This is a genomic window from Streptomyces sp. NPDC090994 (assembly GCF_044768905.1).
Taxonomy (GTDB): domain Bacteria; phylum Actinomycetota; class Actinomycetes; order Streptomycetales; family Streptomycetaceae; genus Streptomyces.
In genome coordinates this window covers 300,081-323,390 of the sequence record NZ_JBIVWS010000003.1, presented here as the reverse complement: position 1 = coordinate 323,390, position 23,310 = coordinate 300,081, and the positions used below count along the sequence as shown (strand labels likewise).

Genomic DNA, 23,310 nt, shown 5'->3' with positions numbered 1-23,310 from the left:
GCGGTCGCGAGGCGCAGGGGCCGTCGGGGCCCGAGGCGAGGGGCGGTCGCGAGGCGCAGGGGCCGTCGGGGCCCGAGGCGAGGGGCGGTCGCGAGGCGCAGGGGCCGTCGGGGCCCGAGGCGAGGGGCGGTCGCGAGGCTTGGGAGCCATCGGAACCGGAAACGAGGGGCGGTCGCGAGGCACGGGAGCCATCGGGATCTGAAGCGTGGGGCGGTCGCAGGGCGTAGGGACCGTCGTCCGAGCCCGGAGCAAGGGAGCCGTCGGAATCCGAAACGGGCGACGGCCCCGGCACGTCGGAACCGTCAGAACCCGAAACGAACAGCGGCCGCAGGCCACAGGAACCGCCGGGCCCCCAAGCAGGCAACGGCCCCGGCACGTCGGAACCGTCGGGACCGTCGGAACCCGAAGCATGGGGCGGTGGGGTACTCATCGGTGTCCTCCGGGGCGCGGCGGGGTGGCCTCCAGCGTGTACGCGGGAGGTGGTCGCGTCCGGGGGTTCGGTGAACAGCACCCGATGGAGGTACTGCCGTACGGGGGGAATGGGTCGGAGGTGGTGTACCGTGCGGCGCCGCCGGCCCGGAGGGGGCCGGCGGCGGGTGCCGCCGTGGGGGGGGTCAGGCGCCGTGGGGGGTCAGGCGCCGTGGGGGGAGTCAGGCGCCGTGGAGGGGGTCAGGCGCCGTGGGCCTCGCGGACCCGGAGCGCCCGGGCGAGGTCGTCCAGTTCGTCGACGAGCCGGCGGCGCAGGGACGGCACGGGTCCGGCGTCGCGCAGGCAGTCCTCGCCGAGGCGGAGGGTGTCTGCGGTGACGGCGTGGACGGGGAAGGCCCAGCGGCCCGCGGCGGCGGCGATGGCGGGGCCGCGGCGGGCGGCGACGGCGACCGCGTCGGGGAAGTAGCGGGGGACGTACTCCCGTACCAGGTCGGCCTGTTCGGGCTGCCAGAAGCCCTGGGCGGTGGCGGTGAACAGGTAGTTGGAGAGGTCGTCGGAGCCGAACATGGCGTCCCAGGCGCGGGCCTTGGCCTCGGGGTCGGGCAGGGCGGCGCGGCAGCGGGCGGCGCCTTCCTGGCCGGTGGCGCTGGGGTCGCGGTCGAGTTCGGCGGCGATGGTCGCCTCGTCGGTGGCGCCGAGGACGGCGAGCCGGGTGAGGATGCGCCAGCGCAGTTCGGGGTCGAGTTCGGGGCCGCCGGGGACGGTGCCGTCGGCGAGCCAGGCGGCGATGGTCTCGGGGTGGGCGGCGGTGGCGATGCGGTGGCGTACGGCGATCAGGCGGCGCCCGGGGTGGTCGCCGTCCTCGGTGCGGCGGATGAGGTCGCGGCACAGGGCGGTGAGGGTGGCCAGGGCGGCGGGCCGCTGCCCGGGGGTGAGGTAGCGGTCGGCGATGTGGGTGTGGGCGAAGGCCAGGACACCCTGGACGAGGGCGAGGTCGGTCTCCTCGGGAAGGTGGGCGGCGGCGGTGGCCAGGTAGTCGCCGGGGGCGAGTTCGCCGTCGCGGACCATGTCGCGCAGGGTGTTCCACACCACGGCGCGGGTGAGGGCGTCGGGGATCTCGGACAGGCCGCGCAGGGCGGTCTCCAGGGAGTGCGCGTCGAGGCGGACCTTGGCGTAGGTGTGGTCGAGGTCGTTGGGGACGACGAGGGCGGGGCGGGTGCCGGAGCGGGGCTCGGGGGCGGTCTGGGGGACGTCGGTCTCGTAGCGCTCGCGCAGGACGAGGGTGCGGCCGTCGTTGAGGTCGCGGTCGTAGACGCCGATGGTGGCGCGGTGCGGGCGGCTGCCGTCGCGGTGCAGGGCGAGGGTCCAGGCGCCGGGGCGGGCGTCGACGCCGGCGGTGAGGGTGTCGACGCCGGTGGTGCGCAGCCAGGTGTCGGCCCAGGCGTGGACGTCGCGGTCGGTGGCGGTGGCGAGGGAGTCGATGAAGTCGGCGAGGGAGGCGTTGGCGAACTTGTGCCGGGCGAAGTGGGTGTTGATGCCGGCCAGGAAGTCCTTCTCGCCGAGCCAGGTGACGAGCTGGCGCAGGGCGGAGGCGCCCTTGGCGTAGGAGATGCCGTCGAAGTTGAGGAGGGCGGAGGCGGTGTCGGGGACGTCCTCGGGGGCGACGGGGTGGGTGGAGGGGCGCTGGTCGGCGTCGTAGCCCCAGGACTTGCGGGTGACGCCGAACTCGGTCCAGGGGCCGGTGAAGCGGGTGGCCTCGGCGGTGGTCTGGTAGCCCATGTACTCGGCGAAGGACTCGTTGAGCCAGATGTCGTCCCACCAGCGCAGGGTGACGAGGTCACCGAACCACATGTGGGCCATCTCGTGGGCGATGACCATGGCGCGGGTCTGGCGTTCGGTGTCGGTGACGGCGGAGCGGTGGACGAACTCGTCGCGGAAGGTGACCAGCCCGGGGTTCTCCATGGCGCCGGCGTTGAACTCGGGGACGAACGCCTGGTCGTAGGAGTCGAAGGGGTAGGGCTCGTCGAACTTCTCGTGGTAGCGGTCGAAGCAGGCGCGGGTGATGTCGAGGATCTCGTCGGCGTCCGCGTCGAGGTACCGGGCGAGGGAGCGGCGGCAGTGGATGCCGAAGGGCAGGCCGCGGTGTTCGGTGGTGACGGAGTGCCAGGGGCCGGCGGCGACGGCGACGAGGTAGGTGGAGATGGGCGGGGTGGTGGCGGCGGTCCAGCGGCCGTCGTCGGTGCGTTCGGTGACGCCGTTGGCGAGGACGGTCCAGCCTTCGGAGGCGCGGACGGTGAGGTCGAAGCGGGCCTTGAGGTCGGGCTGGTCGAAGGCGGCGAAGACGCGCTGGACGTCGTCCATGAAGAGCTGGGTGTAGAGGTAGGTCTCGCCGTCGGCGGGGTCGGTGAAGCGGTGCATGCCCTCGCCGGTGCGGGAGTAGGCCATGGCGGCGTCGACGCGCAGTTCGTGTGCGCCGGGGGCGAGGTTCCGCAGGGGCAGGCGGTTGTCGTCCAGGTCCGCCGGGTCGAGGGGGTGTCCGTCGAGGGTGACGCTGTGCAGCCGGGCGGGCCTGACGTCGACGAAGGTGTCCGTGCCGGCTGCGGGCTCCGTGTCGCCGCGGACGGTGAAGCGGATGGTGGTGAGGGAGTCGAAGGTCTCTTCCCCGCCGGTCAGATCGAGGGCGATCGTGTAGTGGTGGACGTCGAGGAGCCGGGCACGGGTCTGCGCTTCGTCGCGCGTCAGTACGGACATGGACGACATGCTGCCCGATGCCGGTCGGAGGGCACAGAGGCGGTTCGGTACGCGGCCTATGTCCGGTCTTTCTGGAGGCTGTCGCGCTCCCCCTCGCGCGCCCCCCGGGGCCGGGAGCGCGGGGCGGGAGCGTCGGGGTGGGGGCGGCCGGGAGGGGTGGGTCCGTTTCCGGTGTGCTCCCGCAGGCGGGCGCGCAGGTCGCGCACCTCCCGTTGGAGGGCGAGGTGGCGCCGGTGGGTTTCGTGGAGGTGGCGGACCTTGGTGCGCAGGGCCCAGGGGTCGACGGGTTTGCGGACCAGGTCGGCGACGCCCAGGCGGAAGGCGGTGGCGCTCAGCTCGGGGTCGAAGCCGAAGCCGGTGAGGAGGACGACCGGGATGTGCTGGGTCTGTTCCACGCGGCGCATGCAGCGGACCACGTCGAGGCCGTCGACGCCGGGGATCCGTACGTCGAGGAGGAGCAGGGCGACCTGGCCGCGCAGGACCTGTTTGAGCGCCTGGTCGCCGCTGGTGGCCCGCCGCAGCGGGTAGCCGAGCGGGGCGAGGGCGGCCTCCAGGGCGTACAGCGTGTCCTCGTGGTCGTCGACGATCAGTATTCCGGCGTCCGAGGGGGCTCCGGCGCCCGGCGGTGTTCCGGCATCCGACGGCATGGCCCGACGTCCTCCCTTGTGCGGCAAGGGGTGCACGGCTGTGCGGCACGGGGCGCACAGCTGTACGGCGAGGGGGGTGCACAGCGCAGCATGCCCCGTGCACGTCCCCGTGTCACTCCCCCCGGTACGGCCTCGGGAGGGTCGGGCGGGCCGGGCGGGTCAGGCGGGTTCGGTGCCGGCGTCCTCGGCGATGCGCTCGTGGTGGTGGATGACCTCGGCGATGATGAAGGTCAGGAACTTCTCGGCGAAGGCCGGGTCGAGTTTGGCGTTCTCGGCCAGGGTCCGCAGCCGGGTGATCTGTTCGGCCTCGCGGGCCGGGTCGGCGGGCGGCAGCTGGTGGCGGGCCTTGAGGTGGCCGACCTGCTGGGTGCATTTGAAGCGCTCGGCGAGCATGTGGACGACGGCGGCGTCGATGTTGTCGATGCTGTCGCGCAGCCGGGCGAGCTCCTCGCGGACGGCGGGGTCGGCTCCACTGTTACCGGTGTTGCTGGTGGTCATGACGGGTCAGCCTACGGGGCGGGGCCGGGGTGGCGCCGGGCCGTCTCAGCACCCGGCGGGGGCACGGGCGGGGCGGCTTTCCGCGGCCGGACCCGGGGCGGACCGGGAGGGTGCCCCGTACAGTGGGAACCGGGTTCCGGCGTCTTGGGGGTACGGACGTGGCGAACGACGGGCCGGTCGAGCACGGCTACCCGCACCTGGAGACGGTGCGGGCCGCCGTCACCGCGCTGTACAGGCGGTTGTCGTACGACACCGTCCAGACCTTCTCGGCCAGTGTGGCACCGGCCGACGTGGCGTTCTGCGACACCGACGACCTGTATCTGGGGGCGCAGCGGGTCGCCCGGGAGCTGGTGCGGCACTACCGTCTGCCGGACGCGCGGCTGATCGTCTCCTTCCGTGCGATGACCCAGGCGGCCAATGTCGAACTGGCCGCCGGGCCGGAGTACTTCGTCGAGCTGAACGACCGCTTCCGCACCCACCGCCGGGACATCGGCGCCGCGCTGGCGCACGAGGTGACGCATGTGTACCTGCACCGGCTGGGGCTGTCGTTCCCGGGCACGCGGGACAACGAGATCCTGACCGACACGGTGACGACGTACCTGGGCGCGGGGTGGCTGCTGCTGGACGCGTACCGGGAGGACGCGGCGTCCTCGCAGAAGCTGGGGTACCTGACGCCGGAGGAGTTCGGGTACGTGCTGGCCAAGCGGGCGCTGGTGTTCGGTGAGGACCCGTCGGTGTGGTTCACCAGTCCGCAGGCGTACTCGGCGTACGTGGCGGGCCGGGAGCGGGCCCGCCGGGACGAGCGGCAGCCGCCGCTGACGGCGGCCGGCTGGGCGGGCCGCCGCCGCTACGCCCGGGACCGGCGGCACGCGCGGGACCATCCGTCCGGCGGTGCGGGCGGCGGTGTGCCGTACGCGTTCACCCCGGACGCCCGGGGTCCGCTGCGGGTCTCGTTCCCCTGTCCGACCTGTCACCAGCGCATCCGGGTTCCGGTGCGGGGCCGGGTGCGGGCGCGGTGCGGGCTGTGCCGGACGGTGCTGGAGTGCGACACGTGAACCGGAGCGCCCCGGCGCGCGACAGCTTCCGGTGACGATCCCCGGCGCGCGACAGCTTCCGGTGACGATCCCCGGCGCGCGTCAGCTTCCGGTGACGATCCCTGACGCGCGTCAGTTCCCGGTGACGATCCCCGGCGCCCGTCAGTTCCCGGTGACGATCCCTGACGCGCGTCAGTTCCCGGTGACGATCCCCGGCGCCCGTCAGTTCCCGGTGACGATCCCCTGGGCGCGCGCCTCGACCAGCCACTTGGGGAACTCGCCCACCAGACGGTCGTACAGCTCGGCGTCGGAGACCGTGCGCGGGTCCTGTCCGGCGTGGAAGAAGCCGGCGTTGTCGACCGCTCGCTTGCCGGGGACGGCCAGTTCGTCGAGCTTGCGCAGGTAGTCGAACTGCTTGCTGCCCCGGTCGCCGAAGCCGATGAACTGCCAGAACAGGGGGAGCCGGGCGGCCTTGCAGAGGTAGCGCTCGGCGGCGAGCCGGTTGACGGGGCCGCCGTCGGTCTGGAAGACGACGAGGGCGGGGGCGGTGCAGCCGCTGTCGAGGTAGTGGTCGATGACGGCGTCCATGGCCAGGTGGTAGGCGGTCCTGCCCATGTGGCCCAGGCCCGCCACGATCCGCTCGATCCTCCCCTGGTGGTCGGCGAGCGCGATGTCGGTGACCGCGTCGACGTCGGTCGAGAAGAACACGACCGGCACGGTGCCGTCGTCGTCGAGGTGCGCGGAGAGCGACAGCACCCGGTCGGCGAGCGCCTGCACGCTGCCGTCCTTGTAGTACGGCTTCATGGAGCCGGAGTAGTCGACGACTAGGTAGACGGCGGCCCGCTGCCCGTGCAGTCCGTGTCTGTCCAGTGAGGCACCGGCGCTCTTGTAGAGGCTGACCAGCGCGGGCGCGCTCTCCTCGATCTTGCTCAGGCTGATCGCGGCCATCCGGACTCCCCCGCTCGCACCACGGCACCGGCTGCCGAGGTTACGGCACTGGCCGACCCTGCTCTCAGCCCGTCCACAGGAGTTCGCTATTTTGTTCGCCGCCGCCCGTCCCTCACCACCGCAGAGGAGCCGGCTCTTGGAGTCCGAGCCCGTCGTCACGACCTGCTACCGCCATCCGGCGGTGGAGTGTCATGTCCGCTGCACCCGCTGCGAGCGGTACATCTGCCCGGACTGCATGCGCGAGGCGTCCGTGGGCCACCAGTGCCCGGAGTGCGTGAAGGAGGGGGCGCGGTCGGTCCGGCAGGCCCGGACCATCGTCGGCGGCCGGGTCACGGCGACGCCCGTGGTGACGTACGCGCTGATCGCGCTCAACGCGCTGGCCTACGTCGCCGAGGTGGTCCGTCCGGAGCTCGTGGACCGGTTCTCGGTGCTGGCCGCGCGGCTGACCGGGCCGGACGACGGCTTCTACGTCTACCAGGCCGACCACCCGTCCGCCTTCCACCCCGAGGGCGTCGTGGCCGGCGAGTGGGAGCGGCTGCTGACCGGCGGTTTCCTCCATCTCCAGCCGACCGAGGGCACGTTCGGGCTGCTGCACATCGTGATGAACATGGTGGCGCTGTGGCAGCTGGGCCGGGTGGTGGAGCCGATGCTCGGCCGCCTGCGCTACCTCGTGCTCTATCTGCTGGCGGTGCTGGGCGGCTCGGTCCTGGTGGTGCTGCTGGCCGACCCCGGACAGACGTCGGTGGGCGCCTCGGGCGGCATCTTCGGGCTGGGGGCGGCGTATTACGTGCTGGCCCGCCGGGTCGGCGCGGACATGGGGCCGGTCAACCGGTTCATGGCGTATCTGCTGCTGTGGCTGCTGATCTCCGCCGGGCTCACCTCCTGGCAGGGCCACCTCGGCGGTCTGGTGGCCGGCGGTCTGGTGGCGGCGGCGTTCGCCTACGCGCCCCGGGACGGGCGCCGGACGCTGGTCCAGGCGGGCGCGTGCGCCGCGCTGCTGGTGGTGCTGGCGGTGGCGGTGCTGGCCCGGGTGGCGGCGCTGACGGGCGTGGGTACGGCGTGAGGCACCGGTCACCGATCACCACGGCCACGCCCGCGGCCGCCACACCGACGAACGGCGGTACGGCATGAGGCGCGGGGTGCTGTTCTTCGCGGCCGTGCCGGTGGTGGCGACGGCGGCGGTCTTCTTCCTGGCGCCGGCCGACTCCGACGAGCCGGTGCCCGGCCCGCCCGCGGCCACCGCCGGGTCGGCCCGCGAGGAGGCCAAGGACCGGGCCGAGCGGGAGCGGGAGCAGGACGACGCGGTGATCGCCGGCCTGCCGGCCGGGCTGTCCGCCCCGGACAAGAAGGAGCTGGCGCAGCGGCTCGTGGCGAGCGCCGACAACTCCACGCTGGACTGGCGCGGCCTCTACGGCAGCATCGAGGACCTCGGCGACGGGCAGGGGTACACGGCGGGCATCGCAGGTTTCTGCACCGGCACCCACGACCTGCTCACCCTGGTCGAGCGGTACACCGACGACCACCCCGGCAACGGCCTGGCCCGCTATCTGCCCGCCCTGCGCGAGGTCGACGGCACGGACTCGCACGAGGGCCTGGACCCCGGGTTCACGGACGCCTGGCGGGCGGAGGCCGAGGTCCCGGCGTTCCGGAAGGCACAGGAGGAGGAGCGCGACCGGGTCTACTTCGAGCCGTCCGTGCGCCTGGCCAAGCTGGACGGGCTGTCCACGCTGGGCCAGTTCGTGTACTACGACGCGATCATCTTCCACGGCCCGGACACGGAGGAGGACGGCTTCTACGGACTGCGCGAGCAGGCCATGCGGCAGGCCGAGACCCCGGCCGAGGGCGGCGACGAGAAGACGTACCTGAACGCCTTCCTCGACGTGCGCCGCGAGGCCCTGCGCAACAGCCGGGACGGCGACACCACCCGCGTCGACACCGCCCAGCGGCGGTTCGTGGAGGCCGGGAACCTGGAACTGGCGACGCCTTTGGAGTGGCAGGTGTACGGGGACACGTACCAGGTGCCCTAGTACATGCGAGGCATGCGACGACGCCCGCCCCATGTCCGGTCGGGGACGGGGGCGGGCGTCGTCCGTGACCCGTACGCCGTTGTACGGGACAGTCCTGGTGCGGCCGTCAGACGGTCAGCGCGCGGTCCGTCGGGCGGATCGGGGCCGGCAGTTCGCTGGCGCCGGTCAGGTAGCTGTCGACGCCCTTGGCGGCCGAGCGGCCCTCGGCGATCGCCCAGACGATGAGCGACTGGCCGCGGCCGGCGTCACCGGCGACGAAGACACCGGGGACGTTGGTCTGGAAGTCGGCGTCGCGGGCGATGTTGCCGCGCTGGTCCAGCTCCAGGCCGAACTGCTCGACCAGGCCGTTCTCGCGGTCGGTGCCGGTGAAGCCCATGGCGAGGGTGACCAGCTGGGCCGGGATCTTGCGCTCGGTGCCCGGCTTCGGGGTGAGCTTGCCGTCGACGAACTCGACCTCGGTCAGGTGCAGCCACTGGACGTTGCCGTCCTCGTCGCCCTCGAAGTGGGTGGTGGAGACGGAGTAGACCCGCTCGCCGCCCTCCTCGTGCGCCGAGGTGACCTTGTAGAGCATGGGGAAGGTCGGCCAGGGCTGGGTGACCGGGTTCCGCTCGTCGCCCGGGCGGGGCATGATCTCCAGCTGGGTGACGGAGGCGGCGCCCTGGCGGTGGGCGGTGCCCACGCAGTCGGCGCCGGTGTCGCCGCCGCCGATGACGACGACGTGCTTGCCCTCGGCCGAGATCGGGGAGGTGACGTAGTCGCCCTCCTGGACCTTGTTGGACAGGGGCAGGTACTCCATCGCCTGGTACACGCCCTTGAGTTCGCGGCCGGGGACCGGCAGGTCGCGGGCGGTGGTGGCGCCGACGGCGAGGACGACGGCGTCGTAGCGCTTCTTCAGGTCGCCGGCCTGGATGTCGCGGCCGACCTCGACGCCGGTGCGGAACCGGGTGCCCTCCGCGCGCATCTGCTCGATACGGCGGTTGATGTGCCGCTTCTCCATCTTGAACTCGGGGATGCCGTACCGCAGCAGGCCCCCGACGCGGTCCGCGCGCTCGTAGACGGCGACGGTGTGGCCGGCCCGGGTGAGCTGCTGGGCGGCGGCGAGTCCCGCCGGGCCCGAGCCGATCACCGCGACGGTCTTGCCGGACAGGCGCTCGGGGATCCGCGGCGCGACGCTGCCGCTGTCCCACGCCTTGTCGATGATGGAGACCTCGACGTTCTTGATGGTGACCGGCGGCTGGTTGATGCCGAGCACGCACGCCGACTCGCACGGGGCCGGGCACAGGCGGCCGGTGAACTCCGGGAAGTTGTTGGTGGCGTGCAGCCGCTCGGAGGCGGCGGACCAGTCCTCGCGGTAGGCGTAGTCGTTCCACTCGGGGATCAGGTTCCCGAGCGGACAGCCGTTGTGGCAGAACGGGATGCCGCAGTCCATGCACCGGCTGGCCTGCTTGCTGATGATGGGCAGCAGCGAGCCGGGGACGTAGACCTCCTTGAAGTCCCTGACGCGCTCCTCGACCGGACGGGACTGGGCGACCTCGCGGCCGTGGTTCAGAAAGCCCTTGGGGTCAGCCATTGGTCGCCGCCTCCATCATCTTCTCGGTGATCTCGGACTCGGAGAGACCGTCTCGCTCGGCGGCGTCCTTGGCGGCGAGCACTGCCTTGTACGTGCTGGGGATGATCTTGCTGAACCGCTCGACCGACGCGGACCAGTCGGCGAGCAGCTTGCCCGCGACCGTGGAGCCGGTCTCCTCGGCGTGCCGGCGCACCACGTCGTGCAGCCATTCCTTGTCGGTGTCGTCCAGGGCCTCGATCGCGCCGAGGTTGCCGGCGTTGACGTTGTCCCGGTCGAGGTCGATGACGTAGGCGGTGCCGCCGGACATGCCGGCCGCGAAGTTGCGCCCGGTCTCGCCGAGGACGACCGCCTGGCCGCCGGTCATGTACTCGCAGCCGTGGTCGCCGACGCCCTCGGAGACGACCAGCGCGCCGGAGTTGCGGACGCAGAACCGCTCGCCGGTCTTGCCGCGCAGGAACATCTCGCCGCCGGTGGCGCCGTAGCCGATGGTGTTGCCGGCGATGACGCTGTACTCGGCGAGGTGGTCGGCGCCGCGGTCCGGGCGGACGATGATCCGGCCGCCGGACAGGCCCTTGCCGACGTAGTCGTTGGCGTCGCCCTCCAGGCGCAGCGTGACGCCGCGCGGGACGAAGGCGCCGAAGGACTGGCCGGCCGAGCCGGTGAAGGTGATGTCGATGGTGTCGTCGGGCAGGCCGGCGCCGCCGAACTTCTTGGTCACCTCGTGGCCGAGCATGGTGCCGACCGTGCGGTTGATGTTGCGGATGGCGACCTGGGCGCGGACCGGGGCCGCGTCGGCGGCGCCGGTGGCGGACAGGGCGTCGGCGGCGAGCTTGATCAGCTCGTTGTCGAGCGCCTTCTCCAGGCCGTGGTCCTGCTCGACGACGCGGTGGCGCACCGCGCCCTCGGGCAGCTCGGGCACGTGGAACAGCGGCGCCAGGTCCAGGCCCTGGGCCTTCCAGTGGCTGATGGCGCGGGTGACGTCGAGGGCCTCGGCGTGGCCGACGGCCTCCTCGATGGAGCGGAAGCCCAGCTCGGCGAGGATCTCGCGGACCTCTTCGGCGATGAACTTGAAGAAGTTCACGACGTACTCGGCCTTGCCGGAGAACCGGTCGCGCAGCACCGGGTTCTGGGTGGCGATGCCGACCGGGCAGGTGTCCAGGTGGCAGACGCGCATCATGACGCAGCCGGAGACGACGAGCGGCGCGGTGGCGAAACCGAACTCCTCGGCGCCGAGCAGCGCGGCGATGACCACGTCGCGGCCGGTCTTGAGCTGGCCGTCGGTCTGGACGACGATCCGGTCGCGCAGGCCGTTGAGCAGCAGGGTCTGCTGGGTCTCGGCCAGGCCCAGCTCCCAGGGGCCGCCCGCGTGCTTGAGCGAGGTCAGCGGCGAGGCGCCCGTGCCGCCGTCGTGGCCGGAGATCAGCACGACGTCCGCGTGCGCCTTGGACACACCGGCGGCGACGGTGCCGACACCGACCTCGGAGACCAGCTTGACGTGGATGCGCGCCTGGGGGTTGGCGTTCTTCAGGTCGTGGATGAGCTGGGCGAGGTCCTCGATGGAGTAGATGTCGTGGTGCGGCGGCGGGGAGATCAGGCCCACGCCCGGCGTCGAGTGACGCGTCTTGGCGACCCACGGGTAGACCTTGTGGCCGGGCAGCTGGCCGCCCTCGCCGGGCTTGGCGCCCTGGGCCATCTTGATCTGGATGTCGTCGGAGTTGACCAGGTACTCGCTGGTCACGCCGAAGCGGCCGGAGGCGACCTGCTTGATGGAGGACCGGCGGGCCGGGTCGTACAGGCGCTCCGGGTCCTCGCCGCCCTCACCGGTGTTGGACTTGCCGCCCAGCTGGTTCATGGCGATGGCGAGGGTCTCGTGGGCCTCGCGCGAGATGGAGCCGTACGACATGGCGCCCGTGGAGAACCGCTTGACGATCTCCGAGACCGGCTCGACCTCCTCGACCGGGATCGAGGGGCGGTCCGACTTGAAGCCGAACAGGCCGCGCAGCGTCATCAGCCGCTCGGACTGCTCGTTCACGCGCTCGGTGTACTTCTTGAAGATGTCGTACTTGCCGGAGCGCGTGGAGTGCTGGAGGCGGAAGACCGTCTCCGGGTCGAACAGGTGCGGCTCGCCCTCGCGGCGCCACTGGTACTCGCCGCCGATGTCGAGGGCGCGGTGCGCCGGCGCGATGCCGGAGACGGGGTACGCCTTGGCGTGCCGGGCGGCGACCTCCTGGGCGATGACGTCGATGCCGACGCCGCCGATCTTGGTGGCGGTGCCGTTGAAGTACTTCTCCACGAACGCCTGGTCCAGGCCGACGGCCTCGAAGACCTGGGCGCCGCGGTAGGAGGCGACGGTGGAGATGCCCATCTTGGACATGACCTTGAGGACGCCCTTGCCGAGGGCGTAGATCAGGTTCCGGATGGCCTGCTCGGCCTCGATGCCGGGCAGGAAGGTGCCCGCGCGGACCAGGTCCTCGACGGACTCCATGGCCAGGTACGGGTTGACCGCGGCGGCGCCGAAGCCGATCAGCAGGGCGACGTGGTGGACCTCGCGGACGTCGCCGGCCTCGACCAGCAGGCCCACCTGGGTGCGCTGCTTGGTGCGGATGAGGTGGTGGTGGACGGCGGCGGTGAGCAGCAGCGAGGGGATCGGCGCGTGCTCGGCGTCGGAGTGCCGGTCGGACAGGACGATCAGGCGGGCGCCGTTGCCGATGGCGGCGTCGGCCTCGGCACAGATCTCCTCGATGCGGGCGGCGAGCGCGTCGCCGCCGCCGGAGACCCGGTACAGGCCGGAGAGGGTCGCGGCCTTCATGCCCGGCATGTCACCGTCGGCGTTGATGTGGATGAGCTTGGCCAGCTCGTCGTTGTCGATCACCGGGAAGGGCAGCACGACGGAGCGGCAGGACGCGGCGGTCGGCTCCAGGAGGTTGCCCTGGGGGCCGAGCGCGGAGCGCAGGGAGGTGACCAGTTCCTCGCGGATGGCGTCCAGCGGCGGGTTGGTGACCTGCGCGAAGAGCTGGGTGAAGTAGTCGAAGAGCAGCCGGGGGCGGTCGGAGAGCGCGGCGATCGGCGAGTCGGTGCCCATCGAGCCGATCGGCTCGGCGCCGGCCTTGGCCATCGGCGCGAGGATGACGCGCAGTTCCTCCTCGGTGTAGCCGAAGGTCTGCTGGCGGCGGGTGACCGAGGCGTGGGTGTGGACGATGTGCTCGCGCTCGGGCAGGTCGGACAGCTCGATCTCACCGGCCTGGAGCCAGTCGGCGTACGGGTTCTCGGCGGCGAGCTGCGCCTTGATCTCGTCGTCCTCGATGATGCGGTGCTCGGCGGTGTCCACCAGGAACATCCGGCCGGGCTGGAGGCGGCCCTTGCGGACGACCTTCGCCGGGTCGATGTCGAGGACGCCGACCTCGGAGCCGAGGACGACCAGGCCGTCGTCGGTGACCCAGTAGCGGCCGGGGCGCAGACCGTTGCGGTCGAGGACGGCGCCGACCTGGGTGCCGTCGGTGAAGGTGACGCAGGCCGGGCCGTCCCAGGGCTCCATCATCGTGGAGTGGTACTGGTAGAAGGCGCGCCGGGCCGGGTCCATGGAGTCGTGGTTCTCCCACGCCTCCGGGATCATCATCAGCACGGAGTGCGGCAGCGACCGTCCGCCCAGGTGCAGCAGCTCCAGGACCTCGTCGAAGGAGGCGGAGTCGGAGGCGTCGGGCGTACAGATCGGGAACAGGCGCTCCAGGTCCGCGGAGGAGCCGAAGACGTCCGAGGCGAGCTGGGACTCGCGGGCGCGCATCCAGTTGCGGTTGCCCTTGACCGTGTTGATCTCGCCGTTGTGCGCGACGAAGCGGTACGGGTGGGCCAGCGGCCAGGACGGGAAGGTGTTCGTCGAGAACCGGGAGTGCACGAGCGCGATCGCGGAGGCGAAGCGGCGGTCGGACAGGTCCGGGAAGAACGGCTCCAGCTGGCCCGTGGTGAGCATGCCCTTGTAGACGATGGTCCGGGCGGACAGCGACGGGAAGTAGACGCCGGCCTCGCGCTCGGCGCGCTTGCGCAGCGCGAAGGCGCGGCGGTCCAGGGCGATGCCCTCGGAGACACCGTCGGCGACGAAGACCTGACGGAAGACCGGCATGGTCGAGCGGGCGGTGGCGCCCAGCAGCTGCGGGGCGACCGGCACCTCGCGCCAGCCGAGGACGGTCAGGCCCTCCTCGACGGCGATCGACTCGATGCGGGAGACGGCGTCGTCCGTGCCGTGCTCCGGCAGGAAGGCGATGCCGACGGCGTAGTGACCGGCCTCGGGGAGTTCGAATCCGGCCACGTCGCGGAAGAAGGCGTCCGGGACCTGCGAGAGAATGCCCGCGCCGTCACCCGAGTCGGGCTCGGAGCCGGTGGCGCCGCGGTGCTCCAGGTTGCGCAGCACGGTGAGGGCCTGGTCGACCAGCGTGTGGGACGCCTCGCCGGTGAGAGTGGCGACGAAGCCGACGCCGCAGGCGTCGTGCTCGTTGCGGGGGTCGTACATACCCTGCGCAGCAGGGCGAGCATCCATGAACGACCAGTTTCGGCCGTTCTCGGAGTGCTGGGACGGCTGGCGCGGCGTACGCATCGGCTCTCCCGTCGTCGTCAGTGGCAAAGTGCGAAAGGTGCCGAGGGACGACGCTGGCCCTCTGCGTGGCTCAATGTGAGCGCAAAATTTCGTGCAGGTTACATGATGGAACGGCTCTCGGAAAGCGGATATTCCGTTCCAACATGCGGACGCCAGAAGGTGCGTAGCGGGGGTACCGACACCCGGTGGCGGGAGCTGTGGGGGTCCGGCGGGGACAGATCGATGTCCGTCGGACCGAGGGGCGGAACGGGCTTCGTCACCCGTCCCGCGGATGTGCCGTGGGCACCTTTGCCCACAGCGCTTACGGCTCATGCCCAGTGGTCATGCGCTCGAAACCATTGAGCAACGTGTAACCGACTACTTATGCGGCCCAACGCATAAGTCAGGGGCCCGGTCATCCTACGGCCGTTCCGAACAATGTTCCCAGGGCGTACGTCACACCGGCCGCCGCGCCGCCCAGGAGGAGCTGCCGCAGCCCGCTGTACCACCAGCTCCGCGCGGTCACCTTGGCCACCACCGCGCCGCTGAGGAACAGTCCGGCCAGCGCCAGCACCACCGCGGGCCACAGCGCGCTCGCGCCGAGCAGGTAGGGCAGTACGGGGAGCAGGGCGCCCAGGGCGAAGGAGCCGAACGAGGAGACGGCCGCGACCAGCGGGGACGGCAGGTCGGAGGGGTCGATGCCCAGCTCCTCGCGGGCGTGTATCTCCAGCGCCTGCTCGGGGTCGCGGGAGAGCTGCCGGGCGACCTCGCGGGCGAGGCCGGGGTCGACGCCGCGCCCCTCGTAGAGGGCGGCCAGCTCGGCCTCCTCGTCCGCCGGGTGCCTGCGCAGCTCGCGGCGCTCGACGTCCAGTTCGGCCTCGACCAGTTCGCGCTGGGAGGCGACGGAGGTGTACTCGCCGGCGGCCATGGAGAAGGCGCCGGCGGCCAGGCCGGCGAGGCCGCTGATCACGACGGTGTGCTGGCCGGCGGTGCCGCCGGCCACGCCGGTCATGAGCGCGAGGTTGGAGACCAGGCCGTCCATCGCGCCGAAGACGGCGGGGCGCAGCCAGCCGCCGTTGACGTCCCGGTGGGTGTGGTTGTCGCGGTGCGCCTCGTGCAGGGTCGCTTCGGTTTCGATGATGGCCATGAGGGTCCCCCACCAGCTTCTTCGGGCGCTCTCGACGCGCTTCTTCAGACTTCTCGAAAGCTTCTTTAGACGAAGTCCACTTCTTGACAACCACCAATGTACGCCCGTCATTCCGGCCCCGCCAGCAAGGAAAGGCTGGGCTAACCTGCGGTTTTACCGTTGATTGCTCATCCGTGCCGTTGGCCGCACATATGTCGACCGGGTGATGCTGGGGCTCATGAGGCTGCGGGGGGCCACGCACCGGGGACAGTTCCGCAAAGTCCCCGAGGCGATCCGAGGGGCCCAGGGAGAGGAGCCGGCCGGATGGCAGGGACCGCACTCCGTGAACGGGCGCGTGGCGCGCTGCTCGGTCTGGCCGTCGGCGACGCGCTCGGGGCACCGGCCGAAAACCTCAAGCCCTCCCAGATCCGCGCCCGCTGGGGCCGCATCACCGGTTACGTCGCCGAACGCCCCGCCGGCACCGACGACACCGAGTACGCGATCTTCTCCGGGCTGCTGCTGGCCCGGCACGGGTCCGCGCTCACGCCCGCCCATGTGGAGGCGGCCTGGCACGAATGGATCGCCGACCGCGACGAGGGCCCCTTCCGGGGCGCGGGGTTCAGCGAACGCGGCACCCTGGAGAACCTGCGCCGGGGACTGGCCGCCCCCATCTCCGCCCAGCACCGGCACGCCTGGAGCGACGGGCTCGCGATGCGCGCGGCGCCCTACGGGGTGTTCGCGGCCGGACGCCCCGCCGAGGCGGCCCGGCTGGTGGCGATCGACGGCTCGGTCAGCCATGACGGCGAGGGCATCTACGGCGGCCAGGCGGTGGCGGCCGGGGTGGCGGCGGCGATGGCGGGGGCGCCGACCGTGGCGGTGGTGGCCTCCGCGCTGGCCGTCGTCCCCGACGACTCCTGGACGGCGCGCTCGCTGCGCCGGGCGGTGACGGCGGCCCACCGCGGCGAACGGGCGGTCCGCTCCGCGGTGGTCGTCGGCGGCTACCCCTGGACCGACCTGGCCCCGGAGGCGGTCGCCCTCGCCTTCGGGGCGTACGCGGCGGCCGACGGGGACTTCGCGGAGGCGGTGCTCATGGCCGTCAACATGGGGCGCGACGCCGACACGACGGCGGCGGTCGCGGGCGCGCTGGCCGGGGCGGCGCGGGGGGTCGCCGCGATCCCGGCGGAGTGGGCCGGCGCGATCGGCCCGGCCCGCGGCAGCTGTCTGCCGGCCATGGCCGGCCACCACGTCCTGGAGGTGGCGGACCTGCTCACACCACGGCCGACGGCCGACGGCACCGGAGACGCCGGGTACGGCGGCGGGTACGGCGGACACACCGGGTACGCCGACGCCACCGGAGACACCGGGTACGCCGACCGCACCGGAGACAGCGGACACGCCGACGTCACCGGACACACCGGGTACACCGACCCCACCGGTCACACCAGACACGCCGACACCACCAGACACACCGGGTACACCGACCCCACCGGCCACACCAGACACGCCGCCCCCACCAGAGACAGCGGACACGCCGACGCCACCAGACACACCAAACACACCGGGTACACCGACCCCACCGACCCCACCGACCCCACCGACCCCACCGACGACACAGAGCACCCCCAACCCGCACCCCCGGTCACCCACCGCCACCGGCCCCCGCACGCGACCGCCACCCCCGGCCGGCCCGCCACCCCCGGCCGGCCCGGCGGCGCCCTGGTCCTCCCGGAGCCGGAACCCCGCGCCGCCGCCCCCGCGGAACCACCCGCGGTCGTCCCCGCCCGCGACCCGGGCGGCAACACGGCGGAGCCGGTGTCGTGACCCGGCGCCGCCCCTCCCGTCAGGAGCCCGTCACCACGGCCTACGCCGCCCCGCCCGACACGGCGGCACCGCCCCCGGCCGCCGGCAGCGGGCACCGCGCCGCCCCCGCCGCCCGGACGGACGCGGACACGGCCCACGGCCCCCGGACCGACCGCGGCACGGACGAGCCCCCCACCCCAGCCCCCCGCCCCACCGAACCCCCCGTCCCCCGCCACCCCACCGCCGCCCGCCGCGTCGAAGGCCTCCTCCTCGGCCTCGCCGCCGGGGACGCCGCCGGCTGGCCCGCCGCCCGGCACCGGGCCGCGCGGATGCCGGAGTGGACCCGGCGGCTCACCCGGGAGCTGGACACGTTCGCGGAGCAGAACGCCACCACCACCCTCCCGGTCCCCATCGCCCTGAACCAGCCGCCGGAACCGCTGCGCCTCGGCCCCTCCGACGACGCCGAGTGGGCGGCGTTCGCCGCCGAGGCGGTCCTGCGGGCCGGGGACGCGAGCAGCCTCGGCGACCTGAGCCGGGAGCGCCGTATCCGCACCGCCATCGATCTGACCTGGAGCGCGGTCGCCGCCGAGGTCGCCGCGGCGGCGGACCGCGCCCCCGAGGTGGAGTCGGCGGTGCTGCCGCTGCGCGCCCGTATCTCCGTGCGGGCCGGCCTCGGCAACCTGGCCGCCGGGCTGCGGCCGCCCGCCACCGGACACGACAACCCGCACTACTTCGACGACGCCGCCTGCGTACGGGCCTGTGTCCTCGCCGTCGCCCACCCCGGCGAACCCCGGCTCGCGGCCGGCCTCGCCGAGTTCGACGCCCGCTACACCCAGGACGGCGACGGCGTGCACGGCGCGCGGGCGATGGCGGCGGCGGTGGCGTGCGCCCTCGCCGGCGCCGGCGTACGGGCGTGCGTGGCGGCGGCGCTCGCCGAGCTGCCCGAGGAGACGGAGATCGGCCGCAACGCCCGCCAGGCACTGGCCCTCGCCACCACCGCCGACAGCACCTTCGCCCTGGTCCCCCTCCTGGAGCACCAGATCGTCGACCACGTCTACAGCTACGGCATCGCCGCCGCCGAGACGGTCCCGGTCGCCCTCGCCCTGGCCACCGCCGCCGACGGCCGGCTCGCCCGGGCGGTGCCGGCGGCGGCCTGTCTGTCCCGGGTCGCGGACTCCGCCCCGGCCCTGGTCGGCGCCCTGACCGGGGCCATCGGCGGCGGTACGGCGATCCCCGCCACCTGGCGGGACACCTGCCGCACCCTCCCCGGCTGTGTGCTGCCCCGCCTCACCGGCACGGACCTGGTGGAACTCGCCGGACGCCTGGAAGCGGCGCGGCCGGCCCGACCGGAAGGACCCGACGGAACATGACATCCGAAGCAGAAGACGCCCTCGCGGAACGGATCACCGGCGCCCTCGTCGGAGCCGCCGTCGGCGACGCCCTCGGCGGCCCCGTCGAGGGCTGGTCCCCCGAGCAGATCCTCGAACGCCACGGCGGCCGCGTCCACGGCGTCGTCGGCCCCTGGCACGGCGACGCCTGGCGCACCGCCCGCCCCCTCGCCCCGTACCACAAGGGCGACGGGCACGTCACCGACGACACCTTGATGACCCACGCCCTGATCAGGGTCTACGTCACCGTCCGCGACCACCTCGACGCCCACGCGGTCGCCGAGCACCTGGTCCCGGACCTGATGACGAACCCGCGCTGGATCCCGGAGCTGGAGTCCGAGGCGCTCCCCCTCCAGCGGATCTTCCTGGCGGAGAAGTGGCTCGTCGCCCGGCTGCACTACGGCCACGTCGACCCGCGCGAGGCCGGCGTCGGCAACATCGTCAACTGCGGTGCGGCGATGTACATGGCCCCGGTCGGCCTGGTCAACGCGGCCCACCCGGCGGGCGCCTACGCCGAGGCCCTCGACATCGCGGGCGCGCACCAGTCGTCGTACGGCCGGGAGGCGGCCGGGGTCCTCGCGGCGGCGGTCGCGGCGGCCTGCGCGCCCGGCGCCACCCCGGCCTCGGTGGTGGACGCCTGCCTGTCCCTGGCCAAGGACGGCACCCGCGAGGCGATCGAGAAGGTCTGCGACGTCGCCGCCCGGTACACCGACTTCGAGTCTGCCCTCGCCCCGCTGCGCGCGGCGGTCGCCCCGTACGACACCGTCGGCCCCGACTACCGCTCCCCCTCCCTCGGCGCCCGCCGCCCCTCCCGGCTGCACGCGATCGAGGAACTCCCCGTCGCCCTGGGCATGCTGCTGGTCGCCGGCGGCGACTACCGCCACGCGGTGCTCGGCTCGGTCAACTACGGCCGCGACTGCGACTCGATCGCCACCATGGCCGGCGCGCTCGCCGGGGCGCTGGGCTCCGCCGTACCGGAGGAGTGGGCCAAGACGGTCGCGGAGGCCAGCCGGCTGGACCTGTGGGAGCCGGCCGCCGCGCTCACCGAGGTCACCCGGGAGGTCTTCGCGCGGGACGTGGACCGCCGCCGCGCCCACGAGCGGGCGTTCGCCGGGATCGGGGGGCCGCGGTGCTCCGGCTGACCTGGGTCCAGCCCGAGGACCTGATCGGGCACGAGCTGCGCCAGGCCGCCCAGGACGGCCGGGACGCCTCGGCGGTCGCCGGGCGCTGGCGGGCGGCGGGCGGCTGCGACGCCCCGGCCCGCGCGGGCGCCTCCCCCGAGCCCGCCTCCCGCTATCTGCGGCTGCTCGCGGAGGACCTGCTGGACGAACTGGCGGCGCTGCCCGTCCCCTCGGCCGACGCCGAACCGACCGACCTGGCGGCCGTCAAGGCCCGCTGCCCGCAGTGGCCCGCCCCGGCCGGCCGGGCCGGCGTGGACCCCGCCCGCCTGGAGGCCGCCTGGCTCGGCCGGGCCGTCGGCTGCCTGCTCGGCAAACCCGTGGAGAAACTCCCCCTGGACGCCATCCGCCGCCTCGCCCGCGCCACCGGGAACTGGCCCCTGGCCACGTACTTCACCGCCCGCGGCGTCCCCGACGACCTCGCCGCCGCACACCCCTGGAACCGCCGCTCGGCCGCCACCTCCCTCGCCGAGAACATCGACGGCATGCCCGAGGACGACGACCTCGACTACCCCCTGCTCAACCTGCTGCTGATCCAGCGTCACGGCCGCGGCTTCGCCACCGCCGACGTGGCCCGCGTCTGGCTCGACGAACTCCCCGCGGGCCGCACCTTCACCGCCGAACGCGTCGCCTACCGCAACCTCCTGACCGGTCTCGAACCCCCGCGCACCGCACGCCACCACAACCCGTTCCGGGAGTGGATCGGCGCCCTGATCCGCGCCGACCTGCACGGCTGGACCAACCCCGGCGACCCGGCCGCCGCCGCCGAGCAGGCGCACCGCGACGCGGTCCTCACGCACACCGCCAACGGCGTCTACGCGGCCATGTTCGCGGCGGCCGTGATCGCCACCGCCGCCGCCGGCACCCAGGACGTGCACGCCTGCCTCGCCGCCGGCCTGACCGTCGTACCGCCCGGCTCCCGGCTGGCGACGGCCGTCCGCGAAGCCGTCGGACTGGCCGCCTCGCACGGCGACTTCGACACCGTGGTGGACCGGCTGCACGCCCGTCACGGCACCACGTACCACTGGGTGCACGCCGTCCCCAACACCGCCCTGATCGCCGCCGCCCTCACCCACGCCGACGGCGACTTCACCGGCTCGGTCTGCCGGGCCGTCTCCGGCGGCTGGGACACCGACTCCAACGGGGCCACGGCGGGCAGCGTCGCCGCCCTCCTCACCGGGGACCCCGCCGCCCTCCCCCACCACTTCACCGCCCCGCTCAAGAACCGCCTCGCCAGCTCCGTCGCCGACTTCGACGGCACCGGCTTCGACGCCCTCGCCCACCTCACCCACCGGGAGGCCACCCGCCCATGACCCCCGCCCCGCTCACCGGTCTGCGCGTCCTGGACCTCGCCACCCTCTTCGCCGGTCCGCTCGCCGCCACGATGCTCGGCGACTTCGGGGCCGAGGTCGTCAAGGTCGAACACCCCACCCGTCCCGACCCGTCCCGGGGCCACGGCCCGTCCAAGGACGGCATCGGCCTGTGGTGGAAACTCCTCGGCCGCAACAAGCGCGCCATCACCCTCGACCTGTCCACACCCGGCGGCCGGGACACCCTGCTCCGCCTCGCCGCCGGCGCCGACGTCGTCATCGAGAACTTCCGCCCCGGCACCCTGGAACGCTGGGACCTGGGCTGGGAGGAGCTGTCCGCGGTCAATCCCCGCCTGGTCCTCACCCGCGTCACCGGCTTCGGCCAGTTCGGCCCGTACGCGCACCGCCCCGGCTTCGGCACCCTCGCCGAGGCGATGAGCGGCTTCGCCGCGACGACCGGCGAGCCGGAGGGGCCACCGACCCTGCCGCCGTTCGGCCTCGCCGACTCCATCGCCGCGCTGGCCACGGCGTACGCGGTGATGACCGCGCTCGCCGCCCGCGAGCGCACCGGCGAGGGCCAGGTCGTCGACCTGGCGATCATCGAACCGATCCTGACCGTGCTGGGCCCGCAGCCGCTCTGGTACGACCAGCTCGGCCACGTCCAGCCGCGCACCGGCAACCGCTCCGCGAACAACGCCCCGCGCAACACCTACCGCACCGCCGACGGCACCTGGGTCGCCGTCTCCACCTCCGCCCAGTCGGTCGCCGAGCGGGTGATGCGCCTGGTGGGCCGCCCGGAGCTGATCGAGGAGCCCTGGTTCGCGACCGGCGCCGACCGGGCCCGGCACGCCGACGTCCTGGACACGGCGGTCGGCGACTGGATCGCCCGCCGCCCCCGCGACGAGGTCCTCGCCGCCTTCGAGGCCGCCGAGGCGGCGATCGCCCCGGTCCAGGACGTACGGGACGTGATGGCCGACCCGCAGTACCGGGCACTGGACACCGTCACCACGGTCGACGACCCGGAGCTGGGCCCGCTGCGGATGCAGAACGTCCTCTTCCGGCTCTCCGCCACACCGGGCGCGATCCGCTGGGCGGGCCGTCCGCACGGCGCGGACACCGAGGAGGTCCTCAGCGAGCTGGGCCTGACCCCGGGCGACCTGAAACTCCTGCGCGAGGCGGGCGCCGTATGACCACCCCCGCCTCGCCCCCGCTGACCTGGCTGTACGCCCCCGGGGACCGGCCGCACGTGGTCGCCAAGGCGCTGGCCTGCGGGGCCGACGTGGTGATCGTGGACCTGGAGGACGCGGTCGCCCCGGACCGCAAGGAGTACGCCCGCGCCGCCACCGCCGAGCTGCTCACCGAGCGGCAGCCGGTGCCGGTGCACGTGCGCGTCAACGCCCTGGACGGTCCCTGGGCCGCAGCCGACCTGGCAGCCCTGGCCGGACTGCCCGGCCTGTCCGGGCTGCGGCTGCCCAAGGTGACCGCGCCCGAGCAGGCCGTCCGGGTGGCGGAGCGGACCGGCGGGGTGCCGCTGTACGCGCTGCTGGAATCGGCGCTGGGAGTGGAGCGGGCGTTCGCGGTCGCCGCCGCCCACCCCGCCGTGCGCGGCATCGCCCTCGGCGAGGCCGACCTCCGCGCCGACCTGGGCGTACGGGACGACACCGGCCTCGGCTTCTGCCGCTCCCGGGTGGTCGTCGCCGCCCGGGCTGCGGGACTGGCCCCGCCCTGCCAGTCCGTCCACCCCGACGTCCGTGACCTGGAGGGGCTGGCCGCCTCCTGCGCCCACGGCCGGGCCCTGGGTTTCCTGGGCCGCGCCGCCGTCCACCCCCGGCAGCTGCCGGTCATCGAGCGGGCGTACCTGCCCGGCGCGGCGGAGCTGGACGCGGCGGAGGCGGTGCTGAAGGCGGCGACGGTGGAGCAGGGCGCGCAGGCGCTGCCGGACGGCCGGTTCGTCGACGCGGCGGTGGTCGCGGCGGCCCGGCGGACGCTGGCACTGTCCCGGCGGACCTGACCGGACGGACGGAGACATGGCGAGGG

General features: G+C 73.6%; 15 protein-coding genes and 1 pseudogene. 9 read left to right on the top strand and 7 right to left on the bottom strand.

The features are described from left to right. Positions 1–669: 669 nt before the first annotated feature. From pepN to ACIQR3_RS08860, 3 genes are all read right to left on the bottom strand, one after another. Complete coding sequence (gene pepN / locus ACIQR3_RS08870) at positions 670–3,189, bottom strand: aminopeptidase N (protein ID WP_403536160.1); 2,520 nt, start codon at positions 3,187–3,189, stop codon at positions 670–672. 47 nt (positions 3,190–3,236) lie between these two features. Further along, the gene (locus ACIQR3_RS08865; RefSeq protein ID WP_403536158.1) at positions 3,237–3,827 is read right to left on the bottom strand and encodes a two-component system response regulator; all 591 of its coding nucleotides are present in this window, start codon (positions 3,825–3,827) and stop codon (positions 3,237–3,239) included. A 159-nt stretch (positions 3,828–3,986) separates the two neighbouring features. Beyond that, positions 3,987–4,325, bottom strand: a complete 339-nt coding sequence (locus ACIQR3_RS08860; RefSeq protein WP_403536155.1) for a chorismate mutase — start codon at positions 4,323–4,325, stop codon at positions 3,987–3,989. A gap of 158 nt (positions 4,326–4,483) precedes the next feature. On the opposite strand from ACIQR3_RS08860, the gene ACIQR3_RS08855 reads away from it, so the two are divergent. Beyond that, positions 4,484–5,380 (top strand): hypothetical protein, encoded by an 897-nt coding sequence (locus ACIQR3_RS08855; protein ID WP_403536153.1) that lies wholly within the window; start codon positions 4,484–4,486, stop codon positions 5,378–5,380. A 201-nt stretch (positions 5,381–5,581) separates the two neighbouring features. Here ACIQR3_RS08855 and ACIQR3_RS08850 read toward each other — a convergent pair whose 3' ends face one another. Next, on the bottom strand, positions 5,582–6,307 hold the full coding sequence (locus ACIQR3_RS08850; RefSeq protein WP_403536150.1) for a vWA domain-containing protein: 726 nt from the start codon (positions 6,305–6,307) through the stop codon (positions 5,582–5,584). 136 nt (positions 6,308–6,443) lie between these two features. Here ACIQR3_RS08850 and ACIQR3_RS08845 point away from each other — a divergent pair, with 136 nt between their 5' ends. Then, positions 6,444–7,370, top strand: coding sequence for a rhomboid family intramembrane serine protease (locus ACIQR3_RS08845; RefSeq protein WP_403536148.1), 927 nt, complete (start codon positions 6,444–6,446; stop codon positions 7,368–7,370). Between the two features lie 64 nt (positions 7,371–7,434). Further along, positions 7,435–8,334: a chitosanase gene (locus ACIQR3_RS08840; protein ID WP_403536145.1), complete on the top strand. Its 900-nt coding sequence runs from the start codon at positions 7,435–7,437 to the stop codon at positions 8,332–8,334. A 106-nt stretch (positions 8,335–8,440) separates the two neighbouring features. Here ACIQR3_RS08840 and ACIQR3_RS08835 read toward each other — a convergent pair whose 3' ends face one another. The 3 genes from ACIQR3_RS08835 to ACIQR3_RS08825 all read right to left on the bottom strand — a co-directional run bounded on the left by ACIQR3_RS08835 (position 8,441) and on the right by ACIQR3_RS08825 (position 15,618). Beyond that, on the bottom strand, positions 8,441–9,904 hold the full coding sequence (locus tag ACIQR3_RS08835) for a glutamate synthase subunit beta (protein WP_403536142.1): 1,464 nt from the start codon (positions 9,902–9,904) through the stop codon (positions 8,441–8,443). Continuing rightward, positions 9,897–14,408 carry a glutamate synthase large subunit gene (gene gltB / locus ACIQR3_RS08830; RefSeq protein WP_403536783.1) on the bottom strand — a complete coding sequence of 1,504 codons (4,512 nt, stop codon included), beginning with the start codon at positions 14,406–14,408 and terminating at the stop codon, positions 9,897–9,899. The genes ACIQR3_RS08835 and gltB overlap by 8 nt, the downstream gene beginning before the upstream one ends. A 478-nt stretch (positions 14,409–14,886) precedes the next feature. Beyond that, a complete protein-coding gene (locus ACIQR3_RS08825) occupies positions 14,887–15,618 on the bottom strand; it encodes a VIT1/CCC1 transporter family protein (protein WP_403536139.1) in 732 nt (243 codons plus the stop codon). A gap of 303 nt (positions 15,619–15,921) precedes the next feature. Here ACIQR3_RS08825 and ACIQR3_RS08820 point away from each other — a divergent pair. The 6 genes and pseudogenes from ACIQR3_RS08820 to ACIQR3_RS08795 all read left to right on the top strand — a co-directional run. Further along, a pseudogene (locus tag ACIQR3_RS08820) lies at positions 15,922–16,893 on the top strand (ADP-ribosylglycohydrolase family protein); the annotation flags it as partial. A gap of 521 nt (positions 16,894–17,414) precedes the next feature. Further along, positions 17,415–18,767 (top strand): ADP-ribosylglycohydrolase family protein, encoded by a 1,353-nt coding sequence (locus ACIQR3_RS08815; protein WP_403536137.1) that lies wholly within the window; start codon positions 17,415–17,417, stop codon positions 18,765–18,767. Continuing rightward, positions 18,764–19,927 carry an ADP-ribosylglycohydrolase family protein gene (locus tag ACIQR3_RS08810; protein WP_403536134.1) on the top strand — a complete coding sequence of 388 codons (1,164 nt, stop codon included), beginning with the start codon at positions 18,764–18,766 and terminating at the stop codon, positions 19,925–19,927. Before ACIQR3_RS08815 ends, ACIQR3_RS08810 begins: the two co-directional genes overlap by 4 nt. Further along, a complete protein-coding gene (locus ACIQR3_RS08805; RefSeq protein ID WP_403536132.1) occupies positions 19,915–21,276 on the top strand; it encodes an ADP-ribosylglycohydrolase family protein in 1,362 nt (453 codons plus the stop codon). The genes ACIQR3_RS08810 and ACIQR3_RS08805 overlap by 13 nt, the downstream gene beginning before the upstream one ends. Then, the gene (locus tag ACIQR3_RS08800) at positions 21,273–22,463 is read left to right on the top strand and encodes a CaiB/BaiF CoA transferase family protein (RefSeq protein ID WP_403536130.1); all 1,191 of its coding nucleotides are present in this window, start codon (positions 21,273–21,275) and stop codon (positions 22,461–22,463) included. Before ACIQR3_RS08805 ends, ACIQR3_RS08800 begins: the two co-directional genes overlap by 4 nt. After that, positions 22,460–23,284, top strand: coding sequence for an HpcH/HpaI aldolase/citrate lyase family protein (locus ACIQR3_RS08795; RefSeq protein ID WP_403536127.1), 825 nt, complete (start codon positions 22,460–22,462; stop codon positions 23,282–23,284). The genes ACIQR3_RS08800 and ACIQR3_RS08795 overlap by 4 nt, the downstream gene beginning before the upstream one ends. Positions 23,285–23,310: the final 26 nt, after the last annotated feature.

What these genes read in the sequence shown, in the direction of transcription:
- pepN (WP_403536160.1), bottom strand. Translation starts at nt 3,189, where the DNA reads ATGTCGTCCATGTCCGTACTGACGCGCGACGAAGCGCAGACCCGTGCC.
- ACIQR3_RS08865 (WP_403536158.1), bottom strand. Translation starts at nt 3,827, where the DNA reads ATGCCGTCGGATGCCGGAACACCGCCGGGCGCCGGAGCCCCCTCGGAC.
- ACIQR3_RS08860 (WP_403536155.1), bottom strand. Translation starts at nt 4,325, where the DNA reads ATGACCACCAGCAACACCGGTAACAGTGGAGCCGACCCCGCCGTCCGC.
- ACIQR3_RS08850 (WP_403536150.1), bottom strand. Translation starts at nt 6,307, where the DNA reads ATGGCCGCGATCAGCCTGAGCAAGATCGAGGAGAGCGCGCCCGCGCTG.
- ACIQR3_RS08840 (WP_403536145.1), top strand. Translation starts at nt 7,435, where the DNA reads ATGAGGCGCGGGGTGCTGTTCTTCGCGGCCGTGCCGGTGGTGGCGACG.
- ACIQR3_RS08835 (WP_403536142.1), bottom strand. Translation starts at nt 9,904, where the DNA reads ATGGCTGACCCCAAGGGCTTTCTGAACCACGGCCGCGAGGTCGCCCAG.
- gltB (WP_403536783.1), bottom strand. Translation starts at nt 14,408, where the DNA reads ATGTACGACCCCCGCAACGAGCACGACGCCTGCGGCGTCGGCTTCGTC.
- ACIQR3_RS08825 (WP_403536139.1), bottom strand. Translation starts at nt 15,618, where the DNA reads ATGGCCATCATCGAAACCGAAGCGACCCTGCACGAGGCGCACCGCGAC.
- ACIQR3_RS08810 (WP_403536134.1), top strand. Translation starts at nt 18,764, where the DNA reads ATGACATCCGAAGCAGAAGACGCCCTCGCGGAACGGATCACCGGCGCC.
- ACIQR3_RS08800 (WP_403536130.1), top strand. Translation starts at nt 21,273, where the DNA reads ATGACCCCCGCCCCGCTCACCGGTCTGCGCGTCCTGGACCTCGCCACC.
- ACIQR3_RS08795 (WP_403536127.1), top strand. Translation starts at nt 22,460, where the DNA reads ATGACCACCCCCGCCTCGCCCCCGCTGACCTGGCTGTACGCCCCCGGG.